Here is a 23,876-nt window from a genome sequence, read left to right on the forward strand (position 1 = left end):
CAAGTTTTATGTTTGCATTTGCAGGCATATTTACAACGTTTAAAACAGAGCAAAATTTTCGGATTCACACCTTTATAAGTGTAATCGTTATCACTACAGCGATTGCACTTGATTTTTCTTCATTAAAATTAATCATTTTATTGATTGTAATCGGTCTGGTTTTAGCACTCGAGTTGATCAACACTGCGATAGAAAACACAGTGGACTTAATCACACCAGAATATCATCTCCTTGCGAAGAAGGCGAAAGATGCTGCTGCAGGAGCAGTTTTGGTTTTTTCAATATTTGCTGTTATAATCGGTATACTGCTCTTTATTGAACCGCTTATGAACAGCATAAACAATATGAAGCAATAATTGTTAAGAAGGTGAATGTGTAATGAACAAAGAACAATTGATGGATCAAGCGAAACTAGCACGTGAAAAGGCTTACGTTCCCTACTCTAAATTTCAAGTAGGTGCAGCACTTCTAACGTCTGAAGGTAAAGTATATATGGGTGCAAACATTGAGAACGCTGCATACAGCCTCACTTGTTGTGCTGAAAGAACGGCACTATTTAAAGCGTATACAGAAGGCGATAAGAAATTTAGTGCAATCGCTGTAGTGGCAGACACAAAGCGTCCAGTGCCGCCATGTGGAGCATGCCGCCAGGTGATCTCAGAGCTTTGCCCGCCGGAAATGCCAGTATATTTAACAAACTTAAAAGGTGACGTTCAAGAAATCTTAGTAAAAGATTTATTGCCAGGTGCTTTTTCGCCGGAGGATTTAAATGAATAAAGAAAGTTATAAATCTGGATTTGTTACGATCATTGGAAGACCGAACGTTGGAAAATCCACACTGTTAAATCAAGTGATCGGCCAGAAAATTGCCATTATGAGCGATAAGCCTCAAACAACAAGAAATAAGATTCAAGCTGTTTACACAACAGATGAAGCGCAAGTTATTTTTATTGATACACCAGGTATTCATAAACCTAAGCACAAGCTAGGGGATTTTATGACGAGAACCGCTCAGCAGACGTTAAATGAAGTGGATCTGATCCTCTTTGTGATCAATGCTGAAGAAGGGTATGGCCGTGGAGATCAATTTATTATCGATAGACTTGAGCATGTAAAGAATCCTATTTTCTTAGTTGTTAATAAAATTGATAAAGTCCATCCTGATCAATTGCTTCCGCTGATTGATATGTACAGAAATAAATTAGACGTTGCTGAAGTAGTGCCGATTTCTGCTTTAAACGGCAATAATGTTGATACTCTTTTAGAACAGATCGTTTCCTACATGGAAGAGGGGCCGCAATTTTATCCTGAAGACCAGGTTACTGATCATCCTGAACGGTTCATTACTGCAGAGCTGATTCGGGAAAAAGTTCTTCATCTTACTCGAGAAGAAATCCCGCATTCAGTGGCTGTTGTCATCGAAGAGATGAAAGTGCGTGAAGAAAAGAATGTTGTGTTTGTAAATGCTACGATTATCGTAGAACGTTCTTCTCAAAAAGGAATCATCATCGGTAAACAAGGAAAGATGCTTAAAGAGATCGGAAAAAGAGCAAGAACAGACATCGAAACACTGTTAGGATCCCGCGTCTTTTTAGAATTGTACGTTAAAGTACAAGCCGACTGGAGAAACAAGCAAAAACAGCTAGTAGAATTTGGTTTTAACGAGGATGAGTACTAAAACTTTAGTATTTTCTCTAAAAGGTTGTTATTGTGTTTATTCATTTTCTTCATTGACAGGTTGATTGGAGAGGAGGATGGGAGACTCCTGCGGGATGAGTGGGACAGGTGAGACCCCTCAAAGGCGCGTTGCGGCGAGGGGGCTCACCGCCCGCCCCGCGGAAAGCGAGCATCTGGAACGGAAATCAACCACTTTCAACAGGTTAAATAAAAAAACTGTTAAAATTTCCTTCACATGAAAAAAACAATTAAGGTGAACCTAGTTATAACAGGAGAAAAACAAATAGAAAGGTGTGTCCAAACATGAAAGAATTTACTTGGAAAGTATTCTGTGAAACGGGCAGTATTGATACCTATTTGTTATACAAAGAGCTAGACCATGAAATAACAGCATTATCAGCAGTTATTCCTTATGAAGAGTCTCTTGAGGAACCTCCATTTCATTAATCGTAACTACGGTGCCTTCTTGACGAGAGGGTGGTGATTTACCTTGCTTTATAAAGTCGAAGGAATAGTCATTAAAACCGTTCCGTATGGCGAATCCAATACAATTATAACTTTGTATACAAAAGAATTAGGGAAAATCGGCGTAATGGCTAGAGGGGCTAAAAAACCAAAAAGCCGCTTCACATCCATTACGCAGCTTTTTACATACGGAATTTTTGTTTTTCAAAAAGGAAGAGGGCTTGGAACACTGCAGCAGGGTGAGGCGTTGTCTTCTTTTCGCAAAATAAGAGAAGATTTAGTTAAGACCGCTTATGCTGCTTATTTAGCAGAATTGTTAGATAGACATACATCTGAAGATGATCTGAGGCCAGACCTTTTTGGATGGATTAAACAATCGCTGGAATATATCAATCACGGTATTGACCCAGAAGTGATTACCTTTTTATTTGAAATGAAAATGATGAAAATAGCTGGAATTGTACCTGAGTTAACCAAATGTGTATCTTGTCACTCGACAGAAGGGGATTTTTCTTTTTCTATTCGAGAAGGTGGTTTTCTTTGTGAAAGGTGTTCTTATAAAGACCCTTATCGAATGAACATTTCTAAAGGTACAGCTAAACTTTTAAATATGTTTTACTACTTAGATTTAGCTAGACTTGGCAATGTATCTTTAAAAAAAGAAACGAAAAAAGAACTTAGGATGTTATTTGATGCATACATGGATGAATATTCAGGTGTGTTTTTAAAATCGAAGAAATTCCTTAAACAATTAGATGATCTATCTTGAAAAACTGTGAAGCCCTAAATCTTTGCAGTTTTTTTAGTTCGCATTCTTCCTTTAATAGGTTATAATAATGAAAATAAGTATAACACATTGGATGCGGCAAAAGGTGGTGTAAACAATCGAACTAAATAAGAGGCAGCAAAAAATTATAGAGATTGTTAAAGATAATGGACCAATAACCGGAGAGCAAATTGCAGATCAGCTGGACTTAACAAGAGCGACTTTGAGACCAGATCTAGCTATTTTAACGATGGCAGGGTACCTGGATGCAAGACCAAGAGTAGGGTATTTTTATACAGGTAAGACGGGTTCACAATTGTTAACCGAAAAGGTAAAAAAGATTAAAGTTGCTGAGTTTACTTCTATTCCAGTGGTTGTTCAGGACTCAGCTACTGTTTACGAAGCGATTTGCACAATGTTTTTAGAAGACGTCGGAACACTATTTATTATTAATAAAAACGGACATCTGGCAGGGGTCGCTTCACGAAAAGATTTATTGAGAGCAAGTATGGGGAAACAAGAAATAAACAGCATTCCAATAAACATTATCATGACAAGAATGCCTAATATAACGTATTGTTTTAAAGAGGATTACTTGTTAGATATCGCTCACATTTTGATTGGAAAGCAAATCGACTGTCTTCCAGTAGTTAAGCGTTCGAACGAAGAAAGCGGTCTTGAAGTTGTTGGCAGAATAACAAAGACCAATATCACTAAGGCTTTTGTCGAACTAGCGCATGACGAATTACTATAATGAAATGGGGAGGCCAACATGAAAGGACGTCCAATTGTATACGTCGTTTCCGATTCAGTTGGTGAAACGGCAGAGTTGGTTGTAAAAGCAGCTGCTAGCCAGTTTAATTCAACCGGGATTGAGATTAAACGTGTACCTTATGTAGAAGATAAAGAAACGATTGATGAAGTGGTCTCTTTAGCGAAAGACCATAATGGTATTATTGCTTTTACACTTGTGGTACCTGAAATAAGCAACTACCTTGCAAAACAAGCTGCATCACTCAACATCCCGACTGTGGATATTATGGGACCGATGATGGACCAGCTGCAATCAAGATTAAATCAAGTTCCTAGATATGAACCGGGTGTTGTACACAAACTTGATGATGACTACTTTAGAAAAGTTGAAGCGATAGAATTTGCTGTAAAGTATGATGATGGAAGAGACCCGCGAGGTATTTTAAAAGCAGATGTCGTTTTAATAGGTGTTTCTAGAACCTCAAAAACACCTCTATCACAATATTTAGCACATAAACGATTGAAGGTTGCTAATGTGCCGATCGTTCCTGAAGTAGAACCGCCCGAAGAATTATTCAAGGTATCGCCTAATAAATGCTTCGGCCTTAAGATCACACCTGAAAAGCTAAACGACATTCGTCGTGAGCGTTTAAAAGCACTGGGGTTAAATTCAGAGGCAAACTACGCTAACATGGAAAGAATCAAGCAAGAGCTTGTTTATTTTAACAAAGTCGTAGATCGAATTGGATGCAGAGTAGTAGAGGTTTCCAATAAAGCGGTAGAGGAATCTGCTAATGTAATCTACAATCTGTTTCAGGGAAAGTCTTATAAATAAATAACGTATCGTAAACTTCCTCTATACTTATATAAAAACAATGGGGTCTATCATAAAAAGCGCAGATGATTGCGCTTTTTATTTTGGGATAGATTGTTGTTTTCAAATCTCATTTTTAATTACTTTTATGACAGTTGAAAGGAGAAAGGAACGGAAATCAACCACTTCCAATAATAACAAAGTTTTTACAGCTTTCTTTTTTATTCTTTTTACTGGTAAATTAGGCCGACTTTTATTATAATATTACATTGTGATTAAAATTTATAAGTTTGTCCAAAATAGTGATACATTGACTATGCTTTTTTTCGACAAATGCTCTTATATGAAGGAGAATCACTGTTAAGGTAGAACATAAGAATATGGAAAAATTAATTGGAAATGTATTTGTTGATGCAGATGCTTGCCCCGTTGTTATAAAAGAAGAGATTAATAAGTTCTCTAACATGTTTAACTTTGAACCTATCTTCGTCACTTCGTATGCACACGCAAGCAGCACTGACCAGCCTGGGCGCTGGATTTTGGTTGATGCAAGTCCTGAGGAAGTTGATCTGTACATACATAATCATTCTAAGCAAAATGATCTTGTTGTTACCCAAGATCATGCATTGGCTAGTCTTCTTCTTTCAAAAGGGGTTTACGTGATTACCCCAAGAGGGAAACAATTTCAAGAGAATGAAATGGAAAGAGTACTGCATGAACGTTATATGTCTGCAAAAGCAAGACGTTCAGGCAAGCATTCAAAGGGACCTGCAAAATTTAAAAAGGAGGACACTGAAAGGTTCTGCACAGTTTTTTGCGAAATCCTGTCGAATGTTGAAGGAAAATAGAGTTGTGCCACGAATATATATCTAGTGTCTAAAGAAACAGAGATTCTGTGGTGGTAATATGGAACGAATACCTGAGGATTTAATAGAGAAAGTCAGGTCATCAAACGATATAGTAGATGTGATTAGTGATTATGTTCCTCTAAAAAAACAAGGCAGAAATTATTTTGGCCTTTGCCCGTTTCACGGGGAAAAGTCGCCTTCCTTTTCTGTTTCGCCTGAAAAGCAGATCTACCATTGTTTCGGGTGTGGAGCAGGAGGCAATGTTTTTTCTTTTTTGATGAACATTGAAGGGTACTCTTTTATTGAAGCGGTAACTCAACTTGGAAAAAAAAGTGCCATTGAATTGCCTCAAATTCATCAGCAAAATTTCTCCGAAAAAAGTACTGACGAAAAAAGGACAATGGCTGATGTTCATGAGTTATTGGCTAAATTGTATCATCATTGCTTACTCCACACAAAACAGGGCAGACCAGCATTGGAATATTTGGAAAACAGAGGATTTACAAGAGAATCCATCGAACGCTTCCAAATTGGCTTTGCACCAGATTCATGGGAAACAGCTTCACAGTTTCTTCAAAAACGAGGTATGGATCTGAATACAGCTGAAAAAGTTGGACTGATTGGAAAAAGACAATCAGATGGGAAGCCATATGATCGTTTTAGGAATCGGATCATGTTTCCAATCTGGGATCGCACAGGTTTAGTCGTGGCTTTTGGAGGAAGGGTGTTAGACGGAGAGGACGAGCCGAAATATTTAAACAGTCCTGAGTCTAAAATCTTTCAAAAAGGAAAAACGCTCTACGGATTAAACTTGTCACGTGCTGAGATGAGACAGAAGCAGCATGCTGTCATTTTTGAGGGATATGTAGATACGATTGCAGCTTTCAGAGCAGGAGTTACAAATGGTGTTGCAACATTAGGTACATCGCTTACCGAGGATCATGCTTCTATTTTGAAACGAAATGTTCAATCAGTCACAATCTGCTATGATTCTGACCGTGCAGGAGTAGAGGCAGCGTTTCGTGCATCTGAAATTTTAACGAAACAAGGCTGTGCCGTGAAGATTTCACAAATGCCAGATGGAATGGACCCCGATGACTATATTTCAAAATATGGAAACGAATCGTTTCTAAAAGATATAATAGGGGCTAGCCTGACCGTGATGGCATTTAAAATACAATACTACAGACGGGGCAAAAACCTTCGTGATGAAGGAGAACGGATGATCTATATCGAAGAGATTATCAAGGAAATAGCCCGTCTGCCAAAAGCGGTGGAACGAGATCATTATCTTCGGCAAATCGCTTCTGAATTTAATCTGTCTTTAGATGCATTAAAGCAGCAACAAACTCAGACTTTCAAGCAACTGCAAAGGTCTAAGGATAACGGCCCTAAAAAGCGGGATAATAATTTTAGAATACAAACACTTTTGCAGAAGTCATTGTTGCCGAGAAATCTGAATGCTGAACGAATTGTTCTTGCTCACATGCTAAAGAGTGAGGACGCAGCTTTTTTAATTCAGGAAAAGTTGGACTCGGGCTTTAATGTAGAAGAACATAATGCAATCGCCGCATACTTATATGCCTTTTATGAAGAAGGAAATAAACCCAATGTAGGGTTGTTCATGCAGCGTATTGACGATGACAAGTTAAGAAAATTAGCTTCAGAATTGGCGATGCTCACAATCAGTGAGGAATTGAATGAAATAGAGCTCGCAGATTATATTCGTATTATTTCTAGTTATCCTTTATTGCGGGAAATACAAGAAAAAGAGAAGCAGCAAGAAGACGCGATAAGAAGGAATGAAATAAAACTGGCAGCCCAAATTGCCCAAGAAATTATGAGAATGAAAAGATCTCTTAAATAATCGGGATGTAGGATGGTTGAAGTTTTGGAAGGAGGGGATCGAATGGCTGAGAAACCAAACCGTCAAGGGACGGAAGGCGAATTAACCATCGATCAAGTTAAAGAACAATTAGTTGAAGCCGGTAAAAAGCGAGGACGGCTCACATATACAGAAATTACAAGTAAGCTAGCTCCGTTTGAACAAGATTCAGATCAGATGGACGAGTTCTATCATTACTTGGAAGAGCAAGGTGTTGAAGTTGCCGAAGCATCTGATGATTCCGACGATGAAGAAGATCCTAAGTTTGAAATGGAAAAAGAGGAAGAAGAATTCGATCTGAATGATTTAAGTGTGCCACCAGGAGTTAAGATTAACGATCCAGTTCGTATGTATTTAAAAGAAATCGGACGTGTGGACTTGCTTTCAGCAGATGAAGAGATCGAACTCGCTAAGCGTATTGAAAACGGTGATGAAGAAGCAAAACGCCGTCTTGCAGAAGCTAACTTGCGTCTAGTTGTTAGTATTGCGAAACGATACGTTGGCCGGGGTATGCTGTTCCTGGATCTTATTCAAGAAGGAAACATGGGTCTGATTAAAGCTGTTGAAAAATTCGACTATGACAAAGGATTTAAATTCAGTACGTATGCTACGTGGTGGATTCGTCAAGCAATTACACGTGCAATTGCAGACCAAGCCCGTACAATCCGTATTCCTGTTCATATGGTCGAGACGATCAATAAATTAATTCGCGTTCAGCGCCAGCTTCTTCAAGATTTAGGCCGAGAACCATCTCCAGAAGAAATCGGAGCTGAAATGGAACTGACACCTGAAAAGGTCCGTGAAATCCTTAAGATCGCACAAGAGCCGGTTTCATTGGAAACGCCTATTGGTGAAGAGGACGACTCACATCTTGGTGATTTTATTGAAGATCAGGATGCACTTGCACCTTCTGAAGCTGCTGCATACGAACTATTAAAAGAACAACTTGAGGATGTCCTAGATACGTTAACAGATCGAGAAGAAAATGTTCTTCGCTTACGTTTTGGTCTTGATGACGGACGCACTCGCACTCTTGAAGAAGTAGGTAAAGTATTTGGCGTAACACGTGAACGTATTCGTCAAATTGAAGCCAAAGCTCTCCGTAAACTCCGCCATCCAAGCAGAAGTAAACGATTAAAAGATTTCTTAGAATAGAAAGTTTGCCCCATAGCGGGCAGGCTTTTTTTATTTCTTTTATTTTACTGATTATTCCACTTCAATGCAAACTGCCCAAAAAACTATTTCCTGCGGCTTTTTTCTGCCAAATTCTATTTTTTGCTTACTCATTCTGCTGTATATTAAATTTAAAATTCTTTAAATCTTGTAAAAATTCGGCCTTTATATCTATAATAAATATGTAAGCGCATACAATATTGATGCTAAAATTATTAAAGGGTGGGATGCAGCCATGAATTTTACATTAACGGAAGAGCAGTTAATGATTCAAAAGATGATGAGGGAATTTGCAGATGAAGTTGTAGCACCAGGTGCTGAAGCAAGAGATAAAAATAAAGAATTTCCACTAGAAATTTTCCAAAAACTTTCTAAGCTTGGCATGATGGGTCTTCCTTTTCCAGAAGAATATGGAGGGGGCGGCGCTGACACGATTAGTTTTGCGATTGCTGTTGAAGAACTAAGCCGTGCATGCGGATCTACAGGAATTACATATTCTGCACACGTTTCTTTAGGTGGAGCTCCATTAAATTTATTTGGTACTCATGAACAAAAAGAGAAGTATCTAACACCGATCTGTACGGGTGAATCTTTTGGGGCATTCGGATTAACTGAACCGAATGCGGGATCAGATGCTGGAGGTACGGAAACATCTGCGGTACTGAATAACGGAGAATGGGTTATTAATGGCAGTAAATGCTACATTACGAATGCAAGCTATGCAAAGCATTTAGCGTTAACCGCTATTACGAACAGAAATGGCAGTGATAAGGAAATCTCTGCGATTATCGTTCCAACAGATGCTAAAGGTTTCCGAGTTATTGATAATTATGAAAAAATGGGCCTTCATTCTTCTAATACAACTGAACTTTTTATGGAAGATGTAACAGTTCCAGAAGAAAACTTGCTAGGGAAGCGCGGAGATGGCTTTAAACAGTTCCTGGTGACGTTGGATGGCGGAAGAATAGGAATAGGCGCTATGGCAGTCGGAATTGCACAGGCGGCTTATGAGAAGGCTCTTGCGTATGCAAAAGAACGTAAACAGTTTGGAAGGTCGATTTCTAAGTTTCAAGCTATTCAGTTTAAACTTGCAGATATGGCTATGAAGATTGAGCTTGCAAGAATGATGGTATATAAAGCAGCTTGGTTAAAAGACCAGGGTAAAAAGTTCTCTAAAGAAGCTTCAATGGCAAAATTATATGCGTCTGAAGCGTGCATGCAGATTTGTTCTGAATCTGTTCAAATTCATGGTGGTAACGGGTACATGAGAGATTATCATGTAGAACGTTATTTTAGAGATGCAAAGCTTCTAGAGATCGGAGAAGGTACTTCAGAAGTACAACGTATTGTTATCGCTAGAGAGATTGGTTGCTAACGTTCATAATATCAGGTGATGGGGTGAATTATGGCTGAGTTAATGAAAGTAACTATAGGAGATTGTTTGAAGAAACAAGCTTTAAATTTTAAAGATCAAGAAGCTATGGTTTACAGTAAACTTGGAGTTCGCTACACCTATAAGGAATTTTATGAATTAACGACTAAAGTTGCCAAAGGCTTGATGGCAATGGGAATTGAAAAAGGAGATCACATTGCTGTATGGGCTACAAATGTACCGGAATGGCTTCTTCTTCAATTTGGATCAGCAAGAGCAGGGGCTGTTTTAGTAACTGTAAATACGAACTATCAGCTTTCAGAACTCGATTATTTATTAAAACAATCTGACGCAAAGGCACTTTTCTTTATAGAAGAATTCCGTTCCACTTCATATAAGGAAATGGTTGACTCTGTTAAAGGCAGACCGGATGAATTCCCATTGCTAAAACACTTTGTTTTACTGGGGTCAGATTCTTCATCTTATGAAGCGTTCCAAGATATTTTAGAAGCAGGGGATGTGATATCAGATGAAGCCCTTCAGGAAAGAGAGGCGTCTCTTCACTATGATGATGTAATCAATATGCAATACACATCAGGTACGACAGGGTTTCCTAAAGGTGTAATGCTGACACACTACAACATTGTGAATAACGCTAGGCAGATTGCTGATAGCATGAATCTCACAAATGCTGATCGGTTATGCATTCCTGTTCCTTTTTTCCATTGTTTTGGATGTGTTCTTGGAACGCTCGCTGCTGTTTCTGTTGGAGCAACGATGGTACCAATCGTACAGTTTGATCCACAAGAAGTATTAGAAACGGTAGAAAAGGAAAAATGCACAGGTTTGCATGGAGTTCCGACGATGTTTATTGCAGAACTCAACCTTCCAAACTTTGATTCATACGATTTAAGCACACTGCGTACGGGCATCATGGCAGGATCACCATGTCCGATTGAAGTAATGAAAAACGTGATCGGAAAAATGGGTATGTCTGAAATTACGATTGCATATGGCCAGACAGAGGCATCACCTGTTATCACACAAACGAGAACAGATGACCCGATTGAAAGAAGAGTTGAAACGGTCGGTAAAAAACATGAACAAGTGGAAGCGAAAGTGATAGACCCTGTTACAAATAAAGAAGTGAAAGCAGGGGAGCAGGGCGAACTTTGTACGAGAGGCTATCATGTGATGAAAGGCTATTACAAAATGCCTGAAGCTACTAATGAAGCCATTGATAGCGAAGGGTGGCTTCATACTGGGGATTTGGCAACGGTGGATGGAGAAGGTTATTTTAGGATTACAGGCCGCTTAAAAGATATGATCATCCGTGGCGGTGAAAACGTATATCCAAGAGAGGTAGAAGAGTTTATTTATTCTCATCCTTCCATTTTAGATGTTCAAGTCATCGGAGTACCAGATAAAAAGTTTGGTGAAAAAGTAGCAGCGTGTATTCAGCTGAAAGAAGGGCACACTCTTTCTGAAAAAGAATTAAGAGATTTTTGTAAAGGGAAAATCGCTCACTTTAAGATTCCTGAATACTACATCTTTCTCGAACAGTATCCTATGACTGCTTCTGGTAAAGTACAAAAGTTTAAGTTAAGAGAACAAGCAATCGAGGCTTTGTCTGTTACCCATGAATAGCCACCTGTTGTGTGGCTGTTTTTTTTATATCAAAGAAGCTCAGAGTTGCAGTACGAAGATAAAGATAAGTTTAAATCGTTAATACTGTGACAAAACTGGGAAAAATAGAGTTTGTACTTCCCAAGTAAACGCTTTTACAGTACAATAGGTTATGGATTGTAAACCAATACATATTAAGTTTATCAAGACGACAACAAATGTACCTGTACAGATGAAGGAGGAATTTGCATGAAACGTAATCCACTCATTCCTTTTGCCATTATTGGAGTTATTGGAATTGTTCTTATGCTTACAATGGGCGGATATGGTATTAACAAAATTCATACGGCTAGTCAGGATAAAGAAAAGGCTGCTATGGATCCAGAAGCAATCTATAAGCAGAACTGTTCTTCTTGTCATGGACAAAATTTAGAAGGTAACGTTGGTCCTGCACTTGAAAAGATTGGCGGACAGTATAAGGCAGAAGAAATTGCAGATATCGTTAAAAACGGTAAAGGATCTGGAATGCCAGCAGGGCTAGTAAAAGGTGAAGAAGCGAAAATACTAGTTGATTGGTTAGCAGAAAAAAAATAAAATAAGAAGAGCTTCTTGTTTCTATAACAAGAAGTTTTTTTATTTGCAAAAAATCAAACAAGTTACGAATACTAAAGTGAACAAACTAATGAAACGGTGATGAAATATGAATTCTGAAAAATTATCGAAACGGCTTGAAAGAGTAGCATCGTATGTACCACAAAACTCAATTTTAGCGGATATCGGTTCTGATCATGCTTATTTGCCTTGCTTTTTGGGGTTGAAAAAAGTTATAAAAAAAGGAATTGCTGGAGAGATCACAGATGGACCATTCTTATCTGCAAAAGAGCAGGTAACATTAGACGGATTAAACGATATGATCGAAGTGAGAAAAGGTGATGGCCTTTCGGTTCTGGAAACAGGTGAAGCAGAAGTCGTAACCATATGCGGTATGGGAGGTTCTCTTATAACATCTATTCTTGAAAAAGGAAAAGAGAAGCTAGGAAAGACTGAACGTCTCATTCTTCAGCCTAATATTGGTTCTAAAACCGTTAGGAACTGGCTATTAAAACAAGATTGGGTGCTATCAGAAGAAGAAATTCTAAAAGAAGACGGAAAAATTTATGAAATTCTTATTGCTGATCGAGCAGGGAACCAGCCGTACACGAGCAACATGGATGCAGAGATTTTATTCGGACCCTTTTTATTGAAAAATCAAAACGAAGCGTTTAAAGAAAAATGGACTGGAGAAGTCAAGCAATGGAAAACAATTTTGAATCAGATGGAAAACAGTCAAGGAACAGCATCAGAAGATAAAAGAAAAGAAATTGAAAAAAATCTAAGACTAGCAGAGGAGTGGATTCTTTGAGTAAAGCGGCAAGCGGGCAATATATTATTTCTCTCTTAGAAAGCTTTGCACCAAAAAAGATGGCAATGGAGGGCGACCCGATTGGATTGCAGGTTGGAACACTAGATAAGCCTGTAAAAAAAGTAATGATTGCTCTAGATGTTTTAGAAAGTGTTGTAGATGAAGCGATTGAAGGTGATGTAGATTTAATCATTGCACATCACCCATTGCTATACCGTCCTTTAAAGAAAATAGACACAAGTACTTCAAAAGGAAGAGTGATCGAAAAGCTAATCAAGAACGATATCACGGTATATGCTGCCCATACTAACCTTGATGTTACCGCTTTAGGTGTGAATGAGTGGCTGGCGAATCAATTGCAGTTAACACAAACCGAAGTGCTTTCAACTACTTATGAAGATCAACTTGTAAAATTATCTGTCTTTGTACCCGTTTCACATGAGGAGCAGGTGAGGAAAGCGATTGGCAATGCAGGGGCAGGCCATATTGGCAACTACAGTCATTGTACGTTCACTTCTAAGGGGCTTGGTACATTTACTCCGCTGGAAGGGACTGCGCCATACATTGGAAAACAGGGTCAATTAGAGCGGACTGAAGAAGTTAAGATTGAGTCAATCCTGCCGGAATCCATTCAAAAAGCTGTGATTGCAGCCATGAAAAAAGCTCATCCATACGAAGAGGTAGCCTTCGATCTTTATCCGCTATTGAATAAAGGAAACGAGCTCGGAATAGGCAAAATCGGAAAGCTGCCTAAAGAGATGAGTCTTCAAGAATTTGTAGATCATGTAAAAAAGGTCTTTCAGATTTCAAATGTTCGTGTTATTAAGGGGAACAAGTCTTTTATAAAAAGAGTAGCCGTTGTTGGCGGAGATGGAAACAAATATATTTATCCAGCACTTCATAAAGGGGCGGATGTTTTAGTGACAGGTGATATTTATTATCACAATGCACATGATGCACAAGAAGATGGCCTGACAATTATTGATGCAGGACATCATATTGAACAAATTATGAAACGTGAACTAAAAAACGTTTTGGAGAACAAGCTTACGTCCGGTAAATATGAGACTGTTGTTGTAGAATCAAATCTGATAACCGATCCTTTTACGTTTATGTAGAATTCTTTTAGTAGGACGATAAAAAAAGCAAAGCTGATCTTTTTGTCAGCTTTGCTTTTTTTCTTATTTTTTTTCTTTTACTTTTGGAAGAATGCGGTTTAATGTAACTTTACGTTCTTTTTTCCACGTTTCCTCATTCGTACCGTCATAATTTTTAAGAAAATCAATAACTTCTTTAGTTATTGGTGTAGGAGTAGAAGCACCAGAAGTGATGCCAACCTTTTTAACACCTTCTAACCATGCTAGATCGATCTCTGATACATCTGAGATTCGATAAGCAGTTGTACCCGCAATTTCTTCTGAAACTTGTGCCAAGCGGTTTGAGTTATTGCTTCTAGGGTCACCGACCACTAGAACAAGGTCACAATCCCCAGCTTGGTTCGCAACAGCTTCCTGTCTTACTTGAGTCGCTAAACAGATTTCTTTATGAACCTCTGCAGAAGGGTACTTCATGAGCAAGCGTTTAATAAGTTCAGCTACATCCCATTGACTCATTGTGGTTTGATTCGTAATAAGAATCTTATCGCTTTGAACATTTAGTGCTTCTAAATCATCAATATTTTCAACTAGGTGAACAATGTGTGGGGCTATGCCGATCGCACCTTCTGGCTCAGGATGGCCTTTTTTTCCGATATAGATGATTTCATAGCCTTCTTTTTCTTTTTCTCGTATAAGATCATGTGTTTTTGTTACATCTGGACAGGTTGCATCTATTTCGTATAGACCCTTCTCGTGAGCAATCCGTCTCACTTCTGGTGAAACCCCATGAGCCGTATAGATTACTGTACCTGAATCAATATTGCGGATGATATCTAAGCGGTTATTTCCGTCGAGCGTAATGATTCCTTCTTCTTCAAAGGCATCTGTTACATGTTTGTTGTGAACAATCATACCAAGAATATAGATAGGTCTTGGGAGAGTGGGATCATTCGCAGCTTGCCGAGCCATAACCATTGCATCAACCACGCCGTAACAATACCCTCTCGGAGATATTTTTACTATTTCCATGTTTGGATCTCTCCTTTATTCATATAAAAGACAGCACAGAGATCTATGCTGTCTTGGGAGATTTACTTCTGTATGTCTTTTATTATATAGGAGAGATCATTAGAACTCAAACACTATACTTATACATATAACTTAGGTCCTTGCAATCTAAAGCCTTTTGGCACATTTGTCTTTGGCGCAGATGGTATGGATTTCGTTCCCGGTGAAGTCATCTTGCCTTTGGGCGCTTCGTTGGGCTGTATGGAAGCTTTTGAAGATTTAGGACCTGCTACAGCTATTTTTTCTTCAGAATCTGATTTTTCTTTTTCTTTCTTTTCTTTTTTCTTTGACTCAGTATTTTCTTTAACTTCATTTTTCTCAACGTTCATTTCCGCTTTTTCGGAGGTATCTGCCTCAGTATCGTTGTCCGCCTTTTTGTTCGATCCGCTCTGAAAATCTTTAAGAGCTGTCATGATGGATGGCAGATTTCTCATTGCAGGACCGTATTGTTTGATCATAGGACCCATCGTTTCAGCAACTTTTAGTACCTTTTGAACATTGTTCAGCATTGTAAAGACACTCGTACTGCCTGCCACACTGCCGCCGCTTCCAATCGTTCCTAAAAATCGATCTACTGACCCCATCTGACGAGGCATGTGGTTCATTCCAGGCATTCCATGCATGTTGTGCATATGAGGATTTACTTGAAACGGCTGCATCGGATGCTGAGGTTGATTCGGATATCTATAAAATGGCTGCATAATTCCCCCTCCTTTCCAAAATAATACGCTCATATACAGAATATGAAATTAGAAAAACATGTGTGATATTTATCCCTGTTTTCTTCCTAATCTTAAGGATGGTTGGCGGAAAAGCAAAACTTACTCTATAATACTAAAAGTGAATGAATTTATATTGAAAAAGAAAAGGTGAGCGTATGAAATCTCCGTTTGAACGGTTAAAAATAAACGAATCGCTCCAAACTGCGTTAAGCAGTATTGGATTTGAAAGACCAACTGATATACAAGAACGTGTTATACCTGGAATTATTAATGGACAAGACATGATCGGACAGTCACAAACAGGGTCAGGAAAGACATTTGCATTCTTGCTGCCTCTTATGCACAGAATTGATGTAACAAAAGATGAAGTACAAGCTGTTATTACAGCTCCAACTCGTGAATTGGCTCAACAGATCTACAATGAGTTTCTTAAGATCTCTGAACATATGCCAGAAGAGAAACAAATCCGTGCAAAAGCAATCGTTGGCGGAACTGACAGAAAGAGAATGGCAGAAAAATTGAAAACTGTTCCTCAACTTGTAATCGGTACTCCAGGGCGTATTAAAGATCTTGTAAACGCGCAAGAGCTAGTTGTTTTCACAGCTAACATGCTCGTAGTAGATGAAGCGGATCAGATGCTTGATATGGGCTTTATTGAAGATGTGGACTTGATTGCATCTCGTATGGCTAACGAACTTCAGATGATGGTGTTCTCTGCAACTGTACCGGAAAAATTGCAGCCTTTCTTGAAAAAATATATGCAGAACCCTAAGCACGTGCACGTAGAGCCTCAGCATATTACGGCAAAAGACATCAAGCATGTTCTTATTCAAGCAAAGCATAATGATAAGCTTCCCATGTTGATAAAAACAGCGAGAAATTATAATCCTTATTTTGCGATTATTTTTGCTAACACCAAAAAAGCAGTTGATGAAATCGCGGACGCTATGAGTGCAGAAGGAATGAGTGTTGAACGTTTGCATGGTGACATACCGCCACGAACAAGAAAGAGCATCATGAAACGCGTTCAAAAAGCGGAATTTCAATTTTTAGTTGCAACAGATCTTGCAGCACGCGGAATTGATATTAAAGGTGTCAGCCACATCATTAATTATGAATTTCCGAAAGATCTTGATTTCTACATTCATAGAGCGGGCAGAACAGGCCGTGCAGGAATGTCAGGAATCTGTGCTTCTCTTTATGAACAGACAGATCAGCATTCTGTTCAAAAACTTAAAGAGAAAAAAATTGTTTTCCACTTAGAACAGTATAAGAATGGTGAATGGGTACCTGTAAAACCGAGTAAGAAAAGCACAGGATCAAAAGAGCAAGACGGCGTGTATGTACCAAAACCTCGTAAAGTAAAACCAGGTTATAAGAAGAAAATGGACGAGCAGAAAAAGAAATTAATGAAGAAGAAAAGAAGAAACATCAGATAGTTTGTTAGGGAAGAGGGGAAAATATGATTAAACTAGGATCTCACGTTTCAATGAGCGGTAAAAAAATGCTTCTCGCTGCTAGTGAAGAAGCTGTTTCATATGGTGCCAACACATTTATGATCTATACAGGTGCACCCCAAAACACGAGACGAAAAAAAATTGAAGACCTTAATATTGAAGCCGGAACGAGGCACATGATCGAGAACGGCATCGTTGATATTGTCGTTCATGCTCCGTACATCATCAATATCGGAAATGCAGTTAAACCTGAAACCTTTGAGCTCGGTGTTGATTTTTTAAGAAGAGAGATCGAACGAACAGATGCACTTGGTGCGAAACAGATCGTGCTGCATCCTGGTGCACATGTTGGTGAAGGTTCTGAGGTCGGTATCAAAAAGATCATCGAAGGTCTTAATGAAGTGCTGACAAAAGAGCAAAATGTTCAAATCGCACTAGAGACAATGGCTGGAAAAGGATCTGAATGCGGAAAAACGTTTGAAGAGCTTGCACAGATAATTGATGGCGTTACACTGAATGAAAAGCTTTCTGTTTGCTTTGATACGTGCCATACACATGATGCAGGCTATGACATCGTAAACGATTTTGACGGAGTTATGAATCAGTTTGATAAAATAGTCGGCATGGATCGAATAAAAGTATTTCACATTAACGACAGTAAAAATGTTACCGGAGCTGCAAAAGACAGACACGAAAACATAGGCTTCGGACATATTGGATTTGATGCATTAAGCTATATCGTACATCATGATCAATTCAAGGATATTCCTAAAATCCTTGAAACACCTTATGTAGGTACTGATAAAAATAACAAAAAACCGCCTTATCAACTTGAGATCGAGATGATTAAAGCAAAGACGTTTGACCCAGAACTTCAGAATAAACTGTTAAACGCATAAGTTTGTGCGACACACAGAAAAATGGATCAATTTATAACAAAAAGCCGCAAAGTTTGTGCGGCTTTTTTGTATTACCTATCAATATAAGTCTGAATTAAGTATTGGATATAGTTCGCTTTTTCAGGACTGACTTCTTTTGCAATAGTGTCAATGATTCTCTTGCGCTGCCCAAGGTTTTTAATATCGATGGTCTGCCTTCGCAGAATGTTTACGATTTGTACGGCTTCTTTTTGAGATATTGGAAGTTGATATTGCGCGGCTAGTGTGATCAGTTCATTCGGACTGATCGAATTAAGTTTTTGATTTACAAAATGAACAATAATTGGATTCATTAAGCAACCACCTCCCGACTTTCTCATTGTATGAGTCCTAAGAGGAGAAAGTGCTAAAAAAAAGACTCTTTTCTAGGAGAGTGTTACTTTATATATTTCGTTGAAGCTGAATTCAGCTACTTCTAAGAGTAATATTATTTGCGAAAACAGCTTTTAAAAAGGCTGTTTTCGCAAACTTTGTTGTTTTTGGAAGTGATTGATTTCCGTTCCAGGTTGCTCGCTTTCCGCGGGGCAGGCGGTGAGCGACATTCGTACGTTTCACTCTTAAGTGTCTCACCTGTCTAGTTGCAGTGGCTAGCCCCTCGAGGTCAAAAGTTAAATGGACCAAGGCAAAGTGCGCCTTGCTAGCCCATTCACCTTTTGCTTGTCGGGGCTGAACGAGCCACTTCCACTTTTCCGACTGCCAGCCTGTCCCGCAGGAGTCTCGCACCTTACACTCCAATCAACAATCATAGAAGACAAAATTTGAAAGCAACAATCTTTTAGAAAAGAACGTTTAAAAAAGACTTTGGAAGTTGTCCAAAGTCTTTTTGTTTATATTTTTATACGATTGTATGAAGGATAAAATTCATAAAGAATAAAAAGGCGATAACATACATTGGCGCCGTAACTTGTTTCTTCTGCCCAGACATCCATTTAACAAGTGGATATGCGATAAATCCAAATGCAAGACCATCCACAATGCTGTACGTTAATGGGATCAGCGCGATGATTAGAAAAGATGGAAACATCTCTGTAAAATCAGCAAAAGGGATATGCTGAATCTGCTGTACCATCAAGCCGCCAATAATGATTAAGATTGGAGCAATTGCTCCATCTGGAATATAAGCGATAAAAGGCGCTGCAAAAATAGAACCGATAAACAATACAGCAACTGTAATACTTGTGATCCCCGTTCTGCCGCCCTCTTGAATACCAGATGCGCTCTCTACCGTTGAGATCGTCGGACTTGTTCCGAAGAGACCAGAAACGATGGATGAAGCAGCATTGGCTTGAAAGGCTTTTGGGAATTTCTTTTGATCAGGCAACAGTCCATATAACAATCCCATGTTTTCAAAAGTGATAATCATGGTCAAGGAAAATGTCGCAATCCAAAAGGAAAGCTCCGTAATGCCTGAAAAATCAAAAGCGAATAGCAATTCTCCAAACGGTTTAAAAGAAAACCCATCAGACATTCCTTTAACTTCTTGTGTATGGCCCATAAAAAAGCCAATAAGAGTGGTTAAAGCAATACCGATTAAAAAGCTTCCCTTCACGTTCTTTAAGAACAGGGCTAGTGTAACAGCCAAACCTACAACTGTAAGGATTGCGTCAGGATGATCTAAATGCCCTAACTTCACGAAAGTAGCAGAGCTAGCTTCAATGATTCCACCCTTTTGTAGTCCTATGAACGTTAAAAACAACCCGATTCCAACTGTAATACTGTGTTTTAATGATTGAGGAATACTTTTAGAAAGTATATCTTTTAACGGTGTTGAAGCTGCGATTAAAAAGAAAATACCAGACATAACGACTGCTGCAAGAGCTTCTTGCCAGCTTAGGTTCATACCTTGGACGATAGTGTACGTGAAAAACGCATTAACACCCATGCCCGGTGTCAGAATGATTGGAGCATTCGCATATAGCCCCATGATTAAACATCCAACAACAGAAGTAAGAATTGTAGCAAGCACTACACCCTCATATGGCATTCCAGCATCCGCTAATATCAGTGGATTAACGACAATAATATAAGCGATAGTGAAGAATGAGGTAATCCCTGCGAGTACTTCTTTTTTTAGTGAAACTTGATTTTGTTCCATTTTGTTCCTTCCTTAATACTGTAAAACAACCCTCTCCCACCCAGCAGTTTACTGCCAGAGTTGATTATATAGCAAATGTAGAAATATGGCTAGAAAAAATCATTTACAATCTTGTGTCCACCCTATATAATTTGACTTAAGTAAAAAAGTTGCCTGAAGGAAACATTTTCTTGTGCAAAAATAATCACTATCCTTCTTTTTGTTTCATACATTGTGAAGGAACTATTTTTTTAACTAAAAGTTGCTCTTAGGCAAAAAAAGTTACCGGGTGAAAAAGGAGGTCTTTTTTCAATGGAACGTGCATTAAAGATTGAACACTTATACGTTTCCTATCTAGGGAATCAAGTTGTTAAAGATATCTCTTTTTCAGTGGAAAGAGGAAGTTTAGTCGGCATCATAGGACCAAATGGAGCGGGTAAATCCAGCATGATGAAAGCTGCATTAAACTTAATCGCTAAAGATAAAGGTGAGATCCAGGTTTTTGGAGAGCCGCTGAAAAAGTGGAAGAAAAAAATCGCCTATGTTCCGCAGCGGTCAGATATCGATTGGGATTTTCCTATCACTGTATTTGATGTAGTGCTTCTTGGGACGTATCCAAAATTAGGACTATTTAAGCGTCCATCTAAAAGTGATAGAGAATGGGCTTATGAATGTTTAAAGACAGTAGGTATGGAAGCGTTCGGTAACCGGCAGATCGGAGAGCTTTCAGGAGGACAGCAGCAAAGGGTATTCCTTGCCCGAGCACTTGCACAAAAAGCAGAGTTGTTTTTCCTTGATGAACCGTTTGTTGGTATTGATGTCGCAAGTGAAGAAACAATCATTCATATATTGAGGGATTTGAAAAAAGAAGGAAAAACGATTCTAGTCGTGCATCACGATTTAAGCAAAGCGGAGTCCTACTTTGACCACTTGCTACTGCTGAACAAAAACATGATTCATTACGGAGCATCTGAAGAAGTTCTTCAGCCAGAGGTGATCACAAAAGCTTATGCAAATCAGTTTTCATTTCTGCAGCCTAAAGGGGTGAATGTGACAACATGAGTATTTTTGAATTTTTTCAAGCGCTGCTGCAATATGAGTTTTTACAGAAAGCACTCTTTACTTCAGTTGTAGTAGGGATAATATGCGGAATCGTAGGATGCTTCATCATTTTAAGAGGCATGGCTCTAATGGGTGATGCGATTTCTCACGCAGTATTACCAGGAGTCGCAATCAGCTATATGCTAGGCATTAACTTTTTCTTTGGAGCAGTTATTACAGGTGTGCTGACAGCAATCGGGATCGGATATGTAAGCCAAAACAGCAGAATTAAACATGATATGGCGATTGGAATCATGTTCACAAGCATGTTTGCTGTGGGTATTGTAATCATCACGATGATGAAAAGTTCTGCAGATTTATATCATATTCTCTTTGGTAATGTTCTTGCTGTAAGGATGAGTGATATGTGGATCACGCTTGGAATCGGCTTATTAGTGATCGGGCTAGTTGTTCTGTTTTATAAAGAACTGCTCGTTTCAACCTTCGATCCAACAATGGCTCAAAGCTACGGACTTCCGAATAAATGGATACACTATGCGCTGATGGCTGTATTAACAATGGTTACGGTTGCTTCTCTGCAGACCGTTGGAATCGTTCTTGTCGTTGCCATGCTAATTACTCCTGCAGCAACGGCATATCTTTTAACAAACCGCTTGTCGGTGATGATTTATTTATCTGCATTAATTGGAGTTGTTTCGTCAGTATTCGGTTTATATTTCAGCTTTACTTACAACCTGGCATCAGGTGCCACGATCGTTTTAGTATCAGCCTTTCTTTTTGCCCTTGCGTTCTTCTTCTCGCCATCTCAAGGGTTAATATGGAAGGCGCACAAATCAAGAAAAAACAGACTAGAGCTGATGGAAAAGTAGGGAGGATGGTTACATGTTTAAAAGAATAGCAAGTCTCATTTTGGCTGGTTCATTAATAATGGCTGCAGCAGGCTGCAGCTCTGGCAAGGATGATTCAGAAAAGGTGGAAGTCGTAGCGACTTACTCTATCATTTTTGACTTAGTTAAAAATGTTGGTGGAGACAAAGTCGACGTTCATAGCTTGGCGCCGATCGGTTCGAATCCACATGAATATGATCCGTTACCAGAAGATGTTTTAAAAACAACTGACGCAGATGTTATCTTTTATAACGGATTAAACCTAGAAGAGGGAAATTCGTGGTTTAATAAATTATTAAAAACCTCTAATAAAGATGGGGAAGATGCGCCTGTGTACCGTGTAAGTGAAGGTGTTAAAGCCATTCACTTAGAATCTAAAGGACTTGAAAAACAATATGATCCGCATGCATGGCTTAATATTGAGAACGGCATAATCTATGTGGAAAACATTCGAGATGCTCTTATGAAAGAGGATCCAGAAAACAAAGAGTACTATAAAAGCAATGCTGAAAAATACATTGGTGAATTAAAAGCTCTGCATGACAAGACCGTTTCAGAGTTAAATAAGATTCCAGATGAAAAACGAGTACTTGTTACGAGTGAAGGGGCATTTAAGTATTTTGGAGAAGCCTACAATGTGGATACGGCATATGTTTGGGAGATCAACTCAGAAAACCAAGGTTCTCCACAACAGATCAAAAGTTTAGTCGATTTGCTTAAAGAAAGAAACGTTCCTTCGTTGTTTGTAGAAACAAGCGTCGACGCTAGAAGTATGGAAACTGTATCAAAAGAAACAGGTATTCCTATTACAGGAAAAGTGTTTACTGACTCATTAGGGAAACCTGGTGAAGATGGAGACACGTACAAAAAAATGATGGAATGGAACACTAAAACTGTTATTGAAGGATTAAAATAAGAATATAAAGGAAGCTGAGGAATCTTCAGCTTCTTTTTTGTTTTTACTGACTTTGTTTTATAATAGTAAGATGTAAGTTCGAGGTTAAGGTGGTTTTTGTATGAAAATTAAAGCAGTTTGTTTTGATATGGATGGTGTGGTTGTAGACACGATGCGTTACCATGTTGAAGCATGGCGTCATGCATTTAATAAAAAAGGCTATGATCATGATGAGCATGTTTTTTATTTGAGAGAAGGAATGCCAGGTAAGAAGACCATTAAAGATGTATTTGAAGTTTTTAATGTAGATGCTTCTGAGGAAATCATTGAAGATATATATGTACAAAAGAGAAACTACTTTAAAGAGAATGCCCAATATGAGTTTATAGAAGAAACGGTTTCTACGCTTAAAAGCCTGCAAAATCTTCATATTCCGATCGCTTTGGTAACAGGAAGCAGAAAAGAATTCGTCAATGAAGTCTTAGGGAAACTTCAAATCACTTTTAATACGATCATTACCGGTGATGATGTGAAAGAAGGAAAGCCTGCGCCAGAACCCTATTTATTAGCCATGGATCAGCATCCTTTCGACCCGTCTGAGTGGCTGGTCATTGAAAACGCACCACTTGGCATTCAATCTGCGAAAAGTGCAGGCGCTTATTGTTTAGCTGTAGAAACTACACTTGATCAGAAATATTTAAAAGAGGCCGATCAAATTGTTAAATGTAAAGATTTAGAACGAACGGTTGAGAGCCTATTAAAAGGGGCTAAGTAAGATTCGAACTTCATCCATTTCACAGCATGTCACTTAGGCATGTTGTTTTACTTTGTTCATATTTCGTGTATACTATGAGACAGTCTAAATCGTACTCATTACTACTTATTATTCATTCTC

At 38.7% G+C, this 23,876-nt stretch carries 27 protein-coding genes; 22 read left to right on the plus strand and 5 right to left on the minus strand.

The window, feature by feature from the left end:
• The first annotated feature begins 8 nt into the window (after positions 1-8).
• From QUF49_RS07560 to QUF49_RS07635, 16 genes are all read left to right on the plus strand, one after another.
• Positions 9-356, plus strand: coding sequence for a diacylglycerol kinase family protein (locus QUF49_RS07560; RefSeq protein ID WP_289495086.1), 348 nt, complete (start codon positions 9-11; stop codon positions 354-356).
• A gap of 22 nt (positions 357-378) precedes the next feature.
• Positions 379-777, plus strand: coding sequence for a cytidine deaminase (locus QUF49_RS07565; protein ID WP_289495087.1), 399 nt, complete (start codon positions 379-381; stop codon positions 775-777).
• Positions 770-1,678, plus strand: a complete 909-nt coding sequence (gene era, locus QUF49_RS07570) for a GTPase Era (protein ID WP_289495088.1) — start codon at positions 770-772, stop codon at positions 1,676-1,678. Before QUF49_RS07565 ends, era begins: the two co-directional genes overlap by 8 nt.
• Before the next feature lie 76 nt (positions 1,679-1,754).
• Positions 1,755-1,916 carry a hypothetical protein gene (locus QUF49_RS07575; RefSeq protein WP_289495089.1) on the plus strand — a complete coding sequence of 54 codons (162 nt, stop codon included), beginning with the start codon at positions 1,755-1,757 and terminating at the stop codon, positions 1,914-1,916.
• Between the two features lie 64 nt (positions 1,917-1,980).
• Positions 1,981-2,124, plus strand: a complete 144-nt coding sequence (locus QUF49_RS07580; RefSeq protein ID WP_082861442.1) for a YqzL family protein — start codon at positions 1,981-1,983, stop codon at positions 2,122-2,124.
• A 43-nt stretch (positions 2,125-2,167) separates the two neighbouring features.
• Positions 2,168-2,911 (plus strand): DNA repair protein RecO, encoded by a 744-nt coding sequence (gene recO / locus QUF49_RS07585; protein WP_289495090.1) that lies wholly within the window; start codon positions 2,168-2,170, stop codon positions 2,909-2,911.
• A gap of 115 nt (positions 2,912-3,026) precedes the next feature.
• A complete protein-coding gene (locus QUF49_RS07590) occupies positions 3,027-3,662 on the plus strand; it encodes a helix-turn-helix transcriptional regulator (protein ID WP_197468127.1) in 636 nt (211 codons plus the stop codon).
• Positions 3,663-3,680: 18 nt separating this feature from the next.
• The gene (locus tag QUF49_RS07595) at positions 3,681-4,496 is read left to right on the plus strand and encodes a pyruvate, water dikinase regulatory protein (RefSeq protein ID WP_289495091.1); all 816 of its coding nucleotides are present in this window, start codon (positions 3,681-3,683) and stop codon (positions 4,494-4,496) included.
• A gap of 359 nt (positions 4,497-4,855) precedes the next feature.
• A complete protein-coding gene (locus QUF49_RS07600; RefSeq protein WP_289495092.1) occupies positions 4,856-5,323 on the plus strand; it encodes a YaiI/YqxD family protein in 468 nt (155 codons plus the stop codon).
• 58 nt (positions 5,324-5,381) lie between these two features.
• Positions 5,382-7,190, plus strand: a complete 1,809-nt coding sequence (gene dnaG / locus QUF49_RS07605; protein ID WP_289495093.1) for a DNA primase — start codon at positions 5,382-5,384, stop codon at positions 7,188-7,190.
• Positions 7,191-7,232: 42 nt separating this feature from the next.
• Positions 7,233-8,363: an RNA polymerase sigma factor RpoD gene (rpoD, locus tag QUF49_RS07610; protein WP_289495094.1), complete on the plus strand. Its 1,131-nt coding sequence runs from the start codon at positions 7,233-7,235 to the stop codon at positions 8,361-8,363.
• 253 nt (positions 8,364-8,616) lie between these two features.
• Positions 8,617-9,756 (plus strand): acyl-CoA dehydrogenase family protein, encoded by a 1,140-nt coding sequence (locus QUF49_RS07615; protein ID WP_289495095.1) that lies wholly within the window; start codon positions 8,617-8,619, stop codon positions 9,754-9,756.
• A 30-nt stretch (positions 9,757-9,786) separates the two neighbouring features.
• Positions 9,787-11,400, plus strand: coding sequence for an AMP-binding protein (locus QUF49_RS07620; RefSeq protein ID WP_289495096.1), 1,614 nt, complete (start codon positions 9,787-9,789; stop codon positions 11,398-11,400).
• A gap of 228 nt (positions 11,401-11,628) precedes the next feature.
• On the plus strand, positions 11,629-11,973 hold the full coding sequence (gene cccA, locus QUF49_RS07625; protein ID WP_289495097.1) for a cytochrome c550: 345 nt from the start codon (positions 11,629-11,631) through the stop codon (positions 11,971-11,973).
• 106 nt (positions 11,974-12,079) lie between these two features.
• Positions 12,080-12,781, plus strand: a complete 702-nt coding sequence (locus QUF49_RS07630; RefSeq protein WP_289495098.1) for a tRNA (adenine(22)-N(1))-methyltransferase — start codon at positions 12,080-12,082, stop codon at positions 12,779-12,781.
• Positions 12,778-13,899 carry a Nif3-like dinuclear metal center hexameric protein gene (locus QUF49_RS07635; RefSeq protein WP_289495099.1) on the plus strand — a complete coding sequence of 374 codons (1,122 nt, stop codon included), beginning with the start codon at positions 12,778-12,780 and terminating at the stop codon, positions 13,897-13,899. Before QUF49_RS07630 ends, QUF49_RS07635 begins: the two co-directional genes overlap by 4 nt.
• A 63-nt stretch (positions 13,900-13,962) precedes the next feature.
• On the opposite strand, the gene QUF49_RS07640 is transcribed toward QUF49_RS07635, so the two are convergent.
• Both QUF49_RS07640 and vrrA read right to left on the minus strand, forming a co-directional pair.
• A complete protein-coding gene (locus QUF49_RS07640; protein ID WP_289495100.1) occupies positions 13,963-14,907 on the minus strand; it encodes a 4-hydroxy-3-methylbut-2-enyl diphosphate reductase in 945 nt (314 codons plus the stop codon).
• Between the two features lie 119 nt (positions 14,908-15,026).
• Positions 15,027-15,647 carry a VrrA/YqfQ family protein gene (vrrA, locus tag QUF49_RS07645; protein WP_289495101.1) on the minus strand — a complete coding sequence of 207 codons (621 nt, stop codon included), beginning with the start codon at positions 15,645-15,647 and terminating at the stop codon, positions 15,027-15,029.
• A gap of 176 nt (positions 15,648-15,823) precedes the next feature.
• On the opposite strand from vrrA, the gene QUF49_RS07650 reads away from it, so the two are divergent.
• Both QUF49_RS07650 and QUF49_RS07655 read left to right on the plus strand, forming a co-directional pair.
• Positions 15,824-17,107, plus strand: coding sequence for a DEAD/DEAH box helicase (locus tag QUF49_RS07650; protein WP_289495102.1), 1,284 nt, complete (start codon positions 15,824-15,826; stop codon positions 17,105-17,107).
• A gap of 23 nt (positions 17,108-17,130) precedes the next feature.
• A complete protein-coding gene (locus tag QUF49_RS07655; RefSeq protein WP_289495103.1) occupies positions 17,131-18,024 on the plus strand; it encodes a deoxyribonuclease IV in 894 nt (297 codons plus the stop codon).
• A gap of 71 nt (positions 18,025-18,095) precedes the next feature.
• Here QUF49_RS07655 and QUF49_RS07660 read toward each other — a convergent pair whose 3' ends face one another.
• The 3 genes from QUF49_RS07660 to QUF49_RS07670 form a co-directional block, all read right to left on the minus strand.
• On the minus strand, positions 18,096-18,356 hold the full coding sequence (locus tag QUF49_RS07660; RefSeq protein WP_289495104.1) for a DUF2624 family protein: 261 nt from the start codon (positions 18,354-18,356) through the stop codon (positions 18,096-18,098).
• Positions 18,357-18,468: 112 nt separating this feature from the next.
• On the minus strand, positions 18,469-18,786 hold the full coding sequence (locus tag QUF49_RS07665; protein ID WP_289495105.1) for a hypothetical protein: 318 nt from the start codon (positions 18,784-18,786) through the stop codon (positions 18,469-18,471).
• A gap of 112 nt (positions 18,787-18,898) precedes the next feature.
• Complete coding sequence (locus QUF49_RS07670; RefSeq protein WP_289495106.1) at positions 18,899-20,158, minus strand: NCS2 family permease; 1,260 nt, start codon at positions 20,156-20,158, stop codon at positions 18,899-18,901.
• 291 nt (positions 20,159-20,449) lie between these two features.
• Here QUF49_RS07670 and QUF49_RS07675 point away from each other — a divergent pair, with 291 nt between their 5' ends.
• The 4 genes from QUF49_RS07675 to QUF49_RS07690 all read left to right on the plus strand — a co-directional run bounded on the left by QUF49_RS07675 (position 20,450) and on the right by QUF49_RS07690 (position 23,756).
• Entirely contained in the window at positions 20,450-21,199 is a 750-nt protein-coding gene (locus tag QUF49_RS07675; protein WP_289495107.1) for a metal ABC transporter ATP-binding protein, read from the plus strand.
• Positions 21,196-22,068, plus strand: coding sequence for a metal ABC transporter permease (locus QUF49_RS07680; protein WP_289495108.1), 873 nt, complete (start codon positions 21,196-21,198; stop codon positions 22,066-22,068). Before QUF49_RS07675 ends, QUF49_RS07680 begins: the two co-directional genes overlap by 4 nt.
• Before the next feature lie 13 nt (positions 22,069-22,081).
• The gene (locus tag QUF49_RS07685) at positions 22,082-23,002 is read left to right on the plus strand and encodes a metal ABC transporter solute-binding protein, Zn/Mn family (RefSeq protein WP_425590457.1); all 921 of its coding nucleotides are present in this window, start codon (positions 22,082-22,084) and stop codon (positions 23,000-23,002) included.
• A 100-nt stretch (positions 23,003-23,102) separates the two neighbouring features.
• On the plus strand, positions 23,103-23,756 hold the full coding sequence (locus QUF49_RS07690; RefSeq protein WP_289495109.1) for an HAD family hydrolase: 654 nt from the start codon (positions 23,103-23,105) through the stop codon (positions 23,754-23,756).
• Positions 23,757-23,876 lie beyond the last annotated feature (120 nt).

The organism is Fictibacillus sp. b24, assembly GCF_030348825.1.
GTDB lineage: Bacteria > Bacillota > Bacilli > Bacillales > Fictibacillaceae > Fictibacillus.